The sequence below is a fragment of the Pseudarthrobacter sp. S6 genome (assembly GCF_050156575.1).
In the GTDB taxonomy this organism is placed as follows: domain Bacteria; phylum Actinomycetota; class Actinomycetes; order Actinomycetales; family Micrococcaceae; genus Arthrobacter.
On sequence record NZ_CP189581.1, the window covers coordinates 348,731 to 360,568 of the forward strand.

Below are 11,838 nucleotides of genomic sequence, written 5' to 3' on the forward strand. Positions count from 1 at the left end.
AAATCTCAGGACTCCTTGAGCACGGGGACGGACGCGGACGTCTTCTTGCCCAACGAGTACAGGCGCCGGACCGACCACAGGAACAGGACGACCAGGAGGACGTTGCGGATGGTCAGCACGCCGGCCATGACTGGGTTGTTGTGGCTGAGGGCATCGTAGAAGAGCGGGTAGATGAAGAACGTTGCCACCGCGATGGCGATGAGCATGGCCGCGGGGACCCGCCACTCACGCCAGCTGTGCGCCAGGCCCACCGCCACGGCCGGGGCCAGCCACACCATGAACTGGGGCGAGCCCACCTTGTTGAACACCACAAAGGCGGTGGCCAGGGTGAGTGCTCCGGCCAGCAGCAGCTCGGTGCGGTCCACGCCGCCGTCGGCCTTGCCGGTGCCATTGAGCTTGCCGTTGTGCAGCGCCCAGAAGGTCAGTCCGGCCACGAGCAGCGCGGCAAGGATGAGGAGCGGCTGCATCAGTACGGACATCACCGCGGTGCCGGGGCCGTCCACCTGCATGGAGTTGATATCGGTGTTCATGTACATCCGGGAATCGCCGATGTTCAACACGGAGAGCCACAGCCACGGGGTGGTGAACGTCGCCTCAAGCTGCATGCCCCTGTCACCCTGCTGGGTGAGGAAGTTCAGTAGCTTGGGCACGCTGCCAACCGCGGCGGCGAGTGCCACCACCACCGCTGACGTGGCCACGCCGGCAAGCACCACCAGCAGGCGGTTCTTGACGACGGCGAAGAGGGCCAGCATCACTGCTGCCGGCCAGACCTTCACCCAGGTGGCCGTGGCGAGCAGTATCGAGGCGATGAACGGCCGGCCCACGCCGTAGGCCAGGGCCACCAGGACGATCGGTGCTGTGAGGCCGTCCACGCGTGCGAAGCCGAGCCAGCCCATCAGCAGCGTGAAGATCAGCCACCACCAGCCTGCGGGGATGGCGTTCTGGTTGCGGCCGCGGTCAGTGAGCTTAGCCAGGCCCCAGCCGTTGAGGATGGTGGTCATCAGCACCCAGAGGAAGAAGAACGGTCCGGGACCGGCAAGGCCTGCCAGCGCCATGGGGATCAGCGCGAGGATGGGGTACACCCACGGGCTGGGGCCGCCGCTGAGGTTCGCTTCGTCGAAACCCGCCCGGGCCCAGTCGCGGTAAATGAAGGTGTCGCTGAAGGCTTCGCCGCGCAGGGACAGCAGCGCAGCGAAGATCAGGAAGCCCAGGTGGACCAGGATGAAGCCGGTGAGGAGCCCCCGCGGCGTGTTCAGCCAGTACCGTGCGGCCGCAGGCAGGACGACATTGCGGATCCGTGTGAGCGTGGCGAAGAATGCGTCCGTGGAAATGGCGGAATCCTTGTCAGAGAGGGGCAAAAACAGGTGCCGGATCTTGCCGCTGGGCTGGAACCGGGAGCATCGGAGGTCCGCTTACAACAGCCTCCACCTTGAGTCAAGGGTAGTTGAATGTCACGGGTGCCCAATAATCCTGCGGCTCCGCGATTGACCTACTCGGACTTGGTCTGGCGGTAGCGCTCGATCTGTTTGAGCCGCCGCAGGAGGCTGTCGCGCCGAGGGTGCGGGACGGTGTCGGCCGTCTCTGCGGTGAGGTCAATGTGTTTGGTGCCGTACTGCCAGAGCAGGAGGTCATCCAGCAGGCGGTCCGGGCCGGGGGAGTAGCGGTGGTCCAGCGCCTTGCGGACCTTGGTGATCCGCTGGGCGCTGAGCAGGCCGGCGAGCTGGACGGTCTGGTTGAGTCCGTGGGCGGCCATGAGCTCGGCGGCCCAGCCCCAGTCATCATCGACTTTGCGGTCCACGTGCGGCAGCAGCGTGCGCCAGACGTCACGGATCCGGTTGGGAGTGAGCTGCGCGGCCCCCTCACCCTCGACATCCCAGTAGCTGCGGACTTCCTCGTAACGTTCGTGCAGGTCCGCAAAGGCGCTTTCCACGGTTTCCAGCATGGCGGCGGTGGCGGTGAACTGCCGATCGAAATGGGGGGTCCAGGCGCGGGGGTCCTCGGCCTTGAAGCGGATGTCGTGCTCGATCTCGCTCCAGGCGTGGGCGAAGACGGTGCGGATCTGGCATTCGAAGAAGTAGCTGCCGTTGGCCGGAATCTCCGGGTTGACGGCTTGCTGGTAATTCTTGACGGCCTCGTTCTGGATTGTGCGCAAGATGAGGTGGCGGCTGGAATAACCGTAGGTGCCGGACTCGATGGAACCGATGTCCTTCTCGCGGTCACCGCGGCAGTCGAATACCTGCCGCTGGCGCTTGATGATGTTGGCCACCAAGGCGTTCTCGGTGGGCAGTTTGGTGATGACGCGCACGCCGACCATATCGTTGAGGGTGCGGAACGGGTCCGGGAATTTCAACACCGGGGGGCCGCCGGGTTCCAGCGGTTCCTCAATCCGGGAAATCTTCTCCCGGAACGATTCCACCGACTTGGTGCGCCCGGTGACAAACAGCGGTGTGACCTCGGTGTCCTTCAACATGTCGCGGAGGATGTGGAGAACGTCCTTGGTGACCAGCTTCAGGGCAGGGCGGACGCGCTCGTAGATCTCCACGTTCTCCTGTACGGATTCACGCAGGCTGATGTCCAGGCTGTCCCAGTTACTCGGCATGCACACAGCTTACGGCGGGCGTGTGACAGTGGCTTGTCATGCCTGGCGCAGTGTTATGCCGAAGTGGAGTTGCGGACCACCAGAGAGCTTTCCAGCGTCAGCTGCGGCTGCTCCAACCGGTGGCCTTCCATTAGCCGTCGCAGCTGCCCACCTGCCTTCAGCCCCAGCGAGGTTGCCGGAAGGTGGACGCTGGTCAGGCTGGGATTACTCGTCGCGGAATACGGCAGATCATCGAAGCCGGCGATGGCCAGCTGGCCCGGGATTTGCACGCCTGCCACGCGTGCTTCCTGCAGCACCCCGTAGGCGTGGGTGTCTGTGCAACAGACGACGGCGGTCACCCCGGAATGCTGCCACGCCGGCCAGGCGGCGGCGAATGCGGCGGCGGACGCGCCGACGTCGATGGTGGTACTGATGATGCCGTCAGCGGGCACCGACATTCCGTGTGCGTTGGCCGCGGCCAGGAAGGCGCGGCGTCTGACCTCGAATGTGGCCGTGCCTGTCACGCTGTCCACGTAGGCCACCCGGCGGTGTCCAACATCCGCCAAATGCGCGGCCAGCTGGCGCGCGCCGTGCGCAACGTCCAGATTAACGGACGGGGCGTAGGCCTCAAGCCCCGGCGCGTCCAACAGGACTACGGGGCCGGCGGCGGACAGTTCTTCCAGGAATTCGGCGTTGGGAGCGTCAACCAGAAGCCCGGCCGGCCGGAGCGCCATCAGCTTCCGGACGTCGTCCGCCTGCGGGAACTCCCCGGCGTCGGTAACGGACAGCAGCAGCTGGTAATTAGCCCCGAGCGACTCCCGGACACCCGCGATCACCTTGGCGAAAAACGGGTTGGAGATGTCCGGGGCCACGAGTAAAACCATGGAGCTGACGCCTTTGGCCAGCGAGCTGCCCAGGCTGTCCACGACGTAGCCGAGCTCGGAAATGGCCTCCCGCACCCTGGCGATGTTGTCCTCGGAGACGCGGCCGGCAGTCTTGCCATTGGCCACCAGGGAAACCGTCGCCGCCGAGACGCCGGCGCGGGCCGCGACCATGGCCGCCGTGATCCGCCGCGGGCGGACGGATGGCTGCACCTGCTCCGCGGATTCCATACCTCGATCGTAGTAGGCCGGTGAAGCGAAGCCACCCACCACTACGTTAAGCGCTTGATCTGCAGGCACGTCAAGCGCTTGACGCGTGGCCCCGACGGGTGCCATGATCACACTGAATACTTTCGGCCACTGCCTCGGCAGGCCCCAATGACGTGGAGATTTAGCGTGGAATCCAAACCGATAAAACCCGCCCGTAAAAAGATCATTCTTGACTGTGACCCGGGGCATGACGACGCCGTGGCTATCCTGCTTGCGCACGGCAACCCTGACATTGAGCTTCTGGCAGTCACCACTGTCGTGGGCAACCAGACGCTCGAAAAGGTCACCCGGAACGCGCTCGCAGTCGGGACCATCGCCGGTATCACCGGAGTGCCTTTTGCCGCCGGTTGCGGCCGGCCCCTGGTCCGCACCATCGAAACCGCGCCGTCCATCCACGGCGAGACGGGCATGGACGGCCCGGCGCAGCCCGAGTCCACCATCGAACTGGACCCGCGCCACGCCGTCGACCTCATCATTGAAACCGTGATGGCCCACGAAGCCGGCACGGTCACGCTTGTTCCCACCGGCGGCCTCACCAACATCGCGCTGGCAGCCCGCAAGGAACCGCGCATTGTGGAACGCGTCCAGGAAGTTGTCCTGATGGGCGGCGGCTACCACGTGGGCAACTGGAGCGCCGTGGCCGAATTCAACATCATCATCGACCCCGAGGCCGCCCACATCGTGTTCAACGAGAAGTGGCCGGTGGTGATGGTGGGCCTGGACCTCACTCACCAGGCCCTCGCCACCCCGGACGTCGTCGAGAAGATCGCCGCCGTGGGCACCGGACCCGCCAAGTTCGTGATGGAACTGATGGAGTTCTTCACCCAGACCTATAAGGACGCCCAGGGCTTTGACTTCCCGCCCGTCCACGATCCGTGCGCCGTGGCCTACGTGATCGATCCCAGCATCGTCACCACCCGCAAGGTTCCGGTGGACATCGAGCTCCAGGGCACGCTGACCCTTGGCATGACCGTGGCCGACTTCCGGGCCCCCGCGCCGGACGACTGCACCACGTCCGTGGCCGTTGACCTGGACCACGCCCGTTTCTGGGAACTCGTCACAGATGCCCTGGAGCGGATCGGCGAACCGGCCGTTCTTGAAGCTGCCAGCCGTGCAGCAGCCACGGGAGGCAAGTAGATGAGTGCCACCCTCACCGAGGCAAAGACCAGCCGGGGCAACGTCACCGCCCTGATGGTCGCCCTTCTGGCCGCGTGCGTCGCCTTCCAGCTCAACGCCTCCATGCTCAGCCCTGCACTGGTCACCATGGGCAAGGAACTGAACACCGATCAGGCCGTGATCGGCCTCTCCCAGACCTGGTTCTTCACCGCAGCCGCCCTGTTCTCCCTCTTCCTGCCCCGGCTGAGCGACATCATCGGCCGCAAGAAGATCCTGATCGCCATGATGCTCCTGATGGCCGTCGGATCCGTCATTGCGGCCATGGCCCCGGACGTCACCTGGCTCTTTGTGGGCCGCATCATCCAGGGCGTCAGTGGCCCCACCGTGCCGTTGTGCCTGATCATGCTGCGCTCCGCAGTCAGCAACCCGCGCAAATACGGGACGCTTATGGGCCTCATCACCGCGGTCAACGGCGGCGTGGCCGGCGTGGACTCGTTTGTGGGCGGCTACTTCGCCGAGCACTTCGGGTTCCGCAGCATCTTCTGGCTGATGGTGGTCCTGGCCGTCGTCGCCACGGCCCTGATCGCTTTCCTTGCCGGCGAAAGCAAGCCGGCCGCCGGCACCTCCATGGACTGGCTGGGCGTGTTCTTTATCGTGGTTGCTGTGGGTGCGTTGCTCACGGCCCTCAACGAGGGCTCCAAGCTGGTGGGCGCCTTCGCCCCCGGCACCCTCCTGCTGTCCATCGGGCTCGTGGTGGTTGCCGCCGTCGCCTTCTTCTGCTTCTGGACCGTGGAAAAGCGGGCCAAAGAGCCCATGGTGGAAACCGTGCACCTGCGCCAGCGCTCCACCTGGGCGCCGCTGCTGACCACCACGCTGACCATGACCGGTATTTTCGCCGTCATCAACGGAATCGTGCCGGCGTATGTGCAAGCGGCGGACCCGGGGTTCGGCATCGGCCCGACCGAAATGTCGCTCATCATCCTCACCCCGTACGCCCTGCTCGGCTGGCTGGTGGGCCCCATCAGCGGCAGGCTCGCGCCTATTCTCGGCTACACCAAGGTCCTGCGCATGGGCATGCTCGGCAGCATCGCCGCCCTGGCCATCATCGCGTTCTTCGGCCTCAGCAGCCTGCCCATGATGATCGCCGGAACCGTCTTGCTGGGCATCATGTACGCCGGTACGGTCAACATCATGTTGAACGGACTCGGAGTTGTCCTCTCACCCGCCGGAAATCCCGGCTTCCTGCCCGGCATGAACGCGGGCGCCTTTAACCTGGGTGCCGGCCTGAGCTTCCTGGTGTTGCCTGCCGTGCTGGTGGCCACCTCGGCCCTCGGCGATGCCGCGGCGTCGTACATGACCGTTGTGGTCACCGGCCTGGTCATTACCGTCCTGGCGTTTGCCGCGTCGCTCCTCATCCCCAAGCCCGTCGAGGCTGAGGTAGCCGAATGAGTTCCGCAACAGCCGGCTCCCAGGCCAGGATCGTCGTCGTCGGGTCCCTGAACGCTGACCTGACCATCTATTGCGAGCGGCTGCCGCTGCCCGGCGAGACGGTGCACGGCAACGGATTCGCCGTGAACCCCGGTGGCAAGAGCGCCAACCAGGCCGTCGCCGCCAGCCTGCTGGGCGGAAACGTCAGCCTGGTAGGCGCCGTCGGTGCGGACGCCAACGGCGACATGCTCCAGTCATCCGCTGCCGGCGCCGGGGTGGACATCTCCGGCGTACGGACCTCAGCAACTGAAGTCACCGGCGTCGCCGTCATCGCCGTGGATTCCAACGGCGAGAACAACATCATCATCTCGGCCGGCGCCAACGGCACCCTCTCGCCGGCGGACGTCGCCGTCGAGGCTGAGGCGTTCGACGGCGTCGCGGTGGTCTGTCTCTGCCTGGAGGTCAGCCTTGACACGGTTGAGGCCGCCGCCCGGGCAGGGCACGACGCCGGCGCCACAGTTCTGCTGAATCTCTCGCCTTACGCGGAAATCCCGCAACAGCTGGCGGACCTGACCGATGTCCTGCTGGTCAACGCCCATGAGGCGTCGCTGTTCCTCGGCTCCGCCGCCATTCCCGGCAGCGACGCGGATCTAAGCGACTGGGAAGCGGTCAGGCTGCACTTCGCCGAGCGGGGCCTCCAACGCGTCCTGGTCACGCTGGGGGCCAACGGCTCAGTGGTGCTGGATTCGCTGGCGCCTTCCGGGCAGCAGCTAGTCCGGGTGGCGCCCATCAAGGTCAAGGCCGTGGACACCACCGGCGCGGGCGACGCCTTCACTGGGGCGGTAGCCGCCCGCCTGGCAGCCGGGGCGCCATTGGCTGACGCCGCCGCTTTCGCCTCGATTGCCGCCGCGCTGGCCACCACCCGCAAGGGAACCCAGGCAGCCTATCCGGAGGTAGCGGACGTGGAGCGCGTGGTCGCTTCGGATGGACACCCTCTGTGTTGGCCGGGCCTTCGATGACTCCGCTGCCGGTAACCCACCGGCTCCACGCCGACCTTGGCGAGAGCTTCCAGCCCGCGGCCGATGTACCGGGCCTCGGTCCCCGCGTCGATCCCCTGCATGGGTTCGTGCAGGTAACCGTGGTGGGCCACCTCGTGCCCGGCGTCCACGATGCGCCGGACCGTGTCCGGGTAACAGCCTGCCGTGAAGCCGGGAACGAAGAAGGTGGCCCGAATGTCCTGCCGCTGGAGAATTTGCAGCAGGCGCGGCACCGCCACTTTGGGCCCGTAGGACTGGTGGGTCATGAGGGACATCCGGCGCGTGCCCGCTTACCCCAATTGAGGCATGGGATGATCCCCGACGAGGTAAAAAGAAGTCTCTGGCGTCGGAGCGTAAGCGCGCGTACCGTCGATCAGAGAGTTAGCTTCGACGGCAGCGGCCCGATCATAAAGCCGAGCTGGCACGGGTGTTAGTTTTTGAGGAGGGCAGGATGGCTGGGTGGAACTCTGAGACGGCGGCTGGTCCCTTGGGAGCTGGGGTCACCCTTGTAGAGGGATCGTCGTTCTGCATCTCTTTGCCGAACGGCGACATCCACCCGGAACATCCCCATGGCCTTTTCGTCCAGGACACCCGGATCCTGTCCAAGTGGAGCCTGACCATTAATGGGCAGCAGTTGGAGCCACTGACGGCAGAGACGAAGGAGCCGTATCGTGCGTTGTTTGCCGGGCGCGTTCCCCGCTCGGACGGGTATGCCGACAGCCCCCTGATCGTTGAACGGCTCCGCGAGGTCGGAGCCGGTATTCAGGAGCAGGTTACTGTCCGGAATTTCTCGTTGGCCCCTGTCCAGTGCTTGATCTCTCTGACGGTTGAAGCGGACTTCGCCGATCTCTTTGAGGTGAAGGAAGCGAGGATTCAGCGGCACTGGGATGAACGCCGCCAAGCGGCGGCAGGAGTACTGACCATCCGTGCTCTCTGGCAAGACGTGCGGAAAGGCGTTGTGATCCAGGCCCCGGGAGCGCATGTAGCGCTCGACGCCATCACATACCGGACTTCCATCGCCGCCCACGGCCAGTGGAGCACCACCCTTACGGCGGTGCCCGGCATGGAGGGAGTCAGCGCCCCCTCGTTCGCCCATGCTGAGGGTGACGGATTATCGCAAAGTGACAGGCGCCGGCGGGAGTGGGTGGCGAAGATCCCCGTGCTCCACCTGGGAAGCCCGTCAATCGAACGCACGCTGCGTCGCAGCTACGATGACCTCGGCGCCCTCCGCATCGAGGACCCGAAGCACCCGGACAGGGTCGTGGTAGCCGCCGGGGCACCCTGGTTCATGACCCTATTCGGCCGCGACTCACTTTGGGCCTCGCAAATGGCCCTGCCAGTGGACCCCTCCCTGGCCTTAGGCACCCTTCAAACGCTGGCCGACCGCCAAGGCACCGTGGTGGACCCCATGAGCGAAGAGGAACCGGGAAAAATCCTCCATGAGGTTAGGCTCGACGTCTCCAGCGGACTATCACTCGGAGGCAAGTCCACTTACTACGGCAGCGTCGACGCGACCCCACTGTTTGTAGACGTCCTCGGGGCTGTTAGCCGCTGGGGATTCGCCAAGGACACCATCGCCGCCCTGCTGCCCCACGCCGACCGGGCGCTGGACTGGATCCGCGACTACGGGGACAAAGACGGCGATGGGTTCGTCGAGTATCAACGCCTCAATCCGCAGGGCCTGATCAATCAGGGCTGGAAAGACTCCTGGGACGGCATCAACTTCGCGGACGGCACCCTGGCTGAACCTCCAATCGCTCTCTGCGAGGTACAGGCCTATGTCTACGCCGCCTACCTCGCCAGGGCATGGATGGCATACGACGCCGGGGATGCGGACCTGGCGGACGGGCTCGCCGAACGAGCAGCGCAACTGAAAAAGCAGTTCAACGAACAGTTCTGGCTCCCTGAGCTCGGCTACTACGCCGTCGCCCTCGACGGGAAGAAACAGAAAGTCGACGCATGCGCTTCCAACATGGGCCACTGCCTATGGCTGGGCCTCATTGACGAGGACAAGGCCCCGATGGTGGTTGAACATCTGATGTCCCCGGAGATGTTCAGCGGCTGGGGCATCCGCACCCTGGCCAGCGACATGGGCGCCTACAACCCGGCCAGCTACCACAACGGCTCGGTGTGGCCACACGACAATGCGATTATCCAGGCCGGCCTGGTGCGTTACGGCTTCGTGGCGGAAGCCCAGCGGATCTCCACCGCCCTGCTGGAGGCGGCCGAGTACTCCGGAGGCCGGCTGCCGGAACTGTTCTGCGGTTTCAGCAGGGACCACTTCGCCGAGCCCGTGCCCTACCCGACAGCATGCTCGCCCCAGGCCTGGGCAGCGACTTCTCCGATCCTGCTTTTGACGAGCCTGATGCGCTATGACGCCCACGTATCCCGGGGCGGCGTATGGATGGACCCGGTGCTCCCGGAATCCTACGGCGACCTCCACATCACCAACGCACCCATGGCCGGAGGCCGTATCACCATAGACATCAACAATTCAGTCCCAGTCGTCCAAGGCCTGCCCCAAGGAATGGAATTCCACAGCGGGCACCGCCCATGGATGACAGAACTGGTGGAGAAGGCCAGCCAGCGCCGAAGGCCGATGCAATAACTGGAACCAAGGACGGAATGCTGCCCTTTCCGAGGCTTATCGAAGGTGTTGGCGCGGGAAGGAGTCGCGTCGATCAGGTCGGACCGATCGTTACGAGGGCTGTCAATCAGTCTGATCTCATCGTGTGGCCTACCAGCCGCGCTGGGCGAGGCGGTGGGGCTGCGGGATGTCGTCGACGTTGATGCCGACCATGGCTTCGCCGAGGCCGCGGGAGGCCTTGGCGATGACGTCGGGGTCGTCAAAGAATGTGGTGGCCTTGACCACGGCAGCGGCCGCGCTGGGCGGGGTTGCCGGACTTGAAGATACCGGAACCGACGAACATGCCGTCAGCGCCGAGCTGCATCATCATCGCAGCGTCAGCCGGGGTGGCAATGCCGCCCGCGGTGAACAGCACCACGGGGAGCTTGCCGGCGGCGGCAACTTCCTTGACCAGTTCGTACGGGGCCTGCAGTTCCTTGGCCGCGACGTAGAGCTCGTCCTCGGGCAAGGCGGCAAGCTTGGCGATCTCGGCGCGGATCTGGCGCATGTGCCCGGTGGCGTTGGAGACATCGCCGGTGCCGGCCTCGCCCTTGGAACGGATAATGGCCGCGCCCTCGTTGATGCGGCGCAGCGCCTCACCGAGGTTGGTGGCGCCACAGACGAAGGGAACCGTGAAGTTCCACTTATCGATGTGGTGGACGTAGTCGGCCGGGGTCAGGACCTCGGACTCGTCAATGTAGTCCACGCCCAGCGACTGCAGGACCTGGGCTTCGACGAAGTGGCCGATCCGGGCCTTGGCCATGACCGGCACGGAGACGGCGTCGATGATCGCCTCGATCATGTCCGGGTCCGACATGCGGGACACGCCGCCCTGGGCGCGGATATCGGCCGGAACACGTTCCAGGGCCATGACGGCAACGGCACCGGCGTCTTCGGCGATGCGGGCCTGTTCAACGTTGACGACGTCCATGATGACGCCGCCCTTGAGCATCTCAGCCATGCCCCGCGTGACGCAGCTTCTGCCGTGCTTCTGGCCGGACAGCTATCAGCGCAGTACGACGGTCCTGTTGCCCTGCAGGATCACGCGGCCTTCGCAGTGCCAGCGCACGGCGTTGGACAGTGCCTTGCACTCGGTGTCCCGGCCGGCAGCGACCAGGTCCTCGGGGCCGTAGGTGTGGTCTACCTCAACGGTCTGCTGGGAGATGATCGGACCTTCATCGAGCTCGGCGTTGACGTAGTGGGCGGTGGCCCCCACGGTCTTCACACCGCGCGCGTACGCCTGGTGATACGGCTTGGCGCCCTTGAAGCTGGGCAGGAACGAGTGGTGGATGTTGATGGCGCGCCCGTCGAGCTTGCGCGTGAGTTCGTCGCTGAGCACCTGCATGTAGCGGGCCAGCACCACCAGTTCCACGTCGAATTCGTCCACCAGTTCCAGCAGCCGGGCCTCGGCGGCGGGCTTGGTGTCGGCGGTGACGGGCACGTGGAAGAACGGAATGCCGTGCCATTCCACCAGCGTCTGGTGGTCCGTGTGGTTGGAGACCACAGCGGCGATCTCCACGGGAAGCTCGCCGGTTCTGGCGCGGAACAGCAGGTCGTTGAGGCAGTGGCCGAACTTGGACACCATGATCAGCACGCGGCGCTTGGCGCCGTGCCGCTCCAGCCGCCAACTCATCCCGAACCGCTCCGCCACCGGGCCAAAAGCGGCCCGCAACGCCTCAGCGGTGGAGGCATCGCCGTCGGACGCGAAGTGCACGCGCATAAAGAAGTGCGCCTCCGACCGTTCGCCGAACTGCTTGCTGTCCACGATGTCGCAGCCATGCTCCAGCAGGAAACCTGAGACGGCGTGGACGATGCCCGGCGTCTCGGGGCAGTCCAGCGTCAGGACGTGTTCCACGGTGGTGACCGGTAACGGGCGTGTTTCAGTCTGGATGTCGGTCATGG

The 11,838-nt window shown here is 65.4% G+C and carries 8 protein-coding genes and 2 pseudogenes; 4 read left to right on the forward strand and 6 right to left on the reverse strand.

Annotated elements, in window-relative coordinates:
• Positions 1-5: 5 nt before the first annotated feature.
• The 3 genes from ACQCS0_RS01755 to ACQCS0_RS01765 all read right to left on the reverse strand — a co-directional run bounded on the left by ACQCS0_RS01755 (position 6) and on the right by ACQCS0_RS01765 (position 3,690).
• A complete protein-coding gene (locus ACQCS0_RS01755) occupies positions 6-1,331 on the reverse strand; it encodes a glycosyltransferase 87 family protein (protein ID WP_426939505.1) in 1,326 nt (441 codons plus the stop codon).
• A gap of 158 nt (positions 1,332-1,489) precedes the next feature.
• Positions 1,490-2,599, reverse strand: coding sequence for a (p)ppGpp synthetase (locus ACQCS0_RS01760; RefSeq protein WP_354156432.1), 1,110 nt, complete (start codon positions 2,597-2,599; stop codon positions 1,490-1,492).
• 53 nt (positions 2,600-2,652) lie between these two features.
• Positions 2,653-3,690, reverse strand: coding sequence for a LacI family DNA-binding transcriptional regulator (locus tag ACQCS0_RS01765; protein ID WP_426939506.1), 1,038 nt, complete (start codon positions 3,688-3,690; stop codon positions 2,653-2,655).
• A 147-nt stretch (positions 3,691-3,837) separates the two neighbouring features.
• Between ACQCS0_RS01765 and ACQCS0_RS01770 the strand changes: the two genes are divergently transcribed.
• The 3 genes from ACQCS0_RS01770 to ACQCS0_RS01780 are packed head-to-tail and all read left to right on the forward strand — an operon-like array spanning position 3,838 to position 7,292.
• A complete protein-coding gene (locus ACQCS0_RS01770; protein WP_354156433.1) occupies positions 3,838-4,866 on the forward strand; it encodes a nucleoside hydrolase in 1,029 nt (342 codons plus the stop codon).
• Positions 4,867-6,294: an MFS transporter gene (locus ACQCS0_RS01775; RefSeq protein WP_354156434.1), complete on the forward strand. Its 1,428-nt coding sequence runs from the start codon at positions 4,867-4,869 to the stop codon at positions 6,292-6,294.
• Positions 6,291-7,292 carry a ribokinase gene (locus tag ACQCS0_RS01780; RefSeq protein ID WP_354156435.1) on the forward strand — a complete coding sequence of 334 codons (1,002 nt, stop codon included), beginning with the start codon at positions 6,291-6,293 and terminating at the stop codon, positions 7,290-7,292. The genes ACQCS0_RS01775 and ACQCS0_RS01780 overlap by 4 nt, the downstream gene beginning before the upstream one ends.
• A gap of 8 nt (positions 7,293-7,300) precedes the next feature.
• On the opposite strand, the pseudogene ACQCS0_RS01785 reads toward ACQCS0_RS01780, so the two are convergent.
• A pseudogene (locus ACQCS0_RS01785) lies at positions 7,301-7,594 on the reverse strand (polysaccharide deacetylase family protein); the annotation flags it as partial.
• 167 nt (positions 7,595-7,761) lie between these two features.
• Between ACQCS0_RS01785 and ACQCS0_RS01790 the strand changes: the two are divergent.
• Positions 7,762-9,918: a glycogen debranching N-terminal domain-containing protein gene (locus ACQCS0_RS01790; RefSeq protein WP_354156436.1), complete on the forward strand. Its 2,157-nt coding sequence runs from the start codon at positions 7,762-7,764 to the stop codon at positions 9,916-9,918.
• A 129-nt stretch (positions 9,919-10,047) separates the two neighbouring features.
• Here the strand turns inward: ACQCS0_RS01790 and pdxS are convergent.
• Both pdxS and purU read right to left on the reverse strand, forming a co-directional pair.
• Positions 10,048-10,897 (reverse strand): annotated as a pseudogene (pdxS, locus tag ACQCS0_RS01795) (pyridoxal 5'-phosphate synthase lyase subunit PdxS).
• A 45-nt stretch (positions 10,898-10,942) separates the two neighbouring features.
• Positions 10,943-11,836, reverse strand: coding sequence for a formyltetrahydrofolate deformylase (gene purU / locus ACQCS0_RS01800; RefSeq protein ID WP_282331797.1), 894 nt, complete (start codon positions 11,834-11,836; stop codon positions 10,943-10,945).
• Positions 11,837-11,838 lie beyond the last annotated feature (2 nt).

What these genes read in the sequence shown, in the direction of transcription:
- ACQCS0_RS01770 (WP_354156433.1), top strand. Translation starts at nt 3,838, where the DNA reads ATGACGTGGAGATTTAGCGTGGAATCCAAACCGATAAAACCCGCCCGT.
- ACQCS0_RS01790 (WP_354156436.1), top strand. Translation starts at nt 7,762, where the DNA reads ATGGCTGGGTGGAACTCTGAGACGGCGGCTGGTCCCTTGGGAGCTGGG.
- ACQCS0_RS01780 (WP_354156435.1), top strand. Translation starts at nt 6,291, where the DNA reads ATGAGTTCCGCAACAGCCGGCTCCCAGGCCAGGATCGTCGTCGTCGGG.
- ACQCS0_RS01775 (WP_354156434.1), top strand. Translation starts at nt 4,867, where the DNA reads ATGAGTGCCACCCTCACCGAGGCAAAGACCAGCCGGGGCAACGTCACC.
- purU (WP_282331797.1), bottom strand. Translation starts at nt 11,836, where the DNA reads ATGACCGACATCCAGACTGAAACACGCCCGTTACCGGTCACCACCGTG.
- ACQCS0_RS01760 (WP_354156432.1), bottom strand. Translation starts at nt 2,599, where the DNA reads ATGCCGAGTAACTGGGACAGCCTGGACATCAGCCTGCGTGAATCCGTA.
- ACQCS0_RS01765 (WP_426939506.1), bottom strand. Translation starts at nt 3,690, where the DNA reads ATGGAATCCGCGGAGCAGGTGCAGCCATCCGTCCGCCCGCGGCGGATC.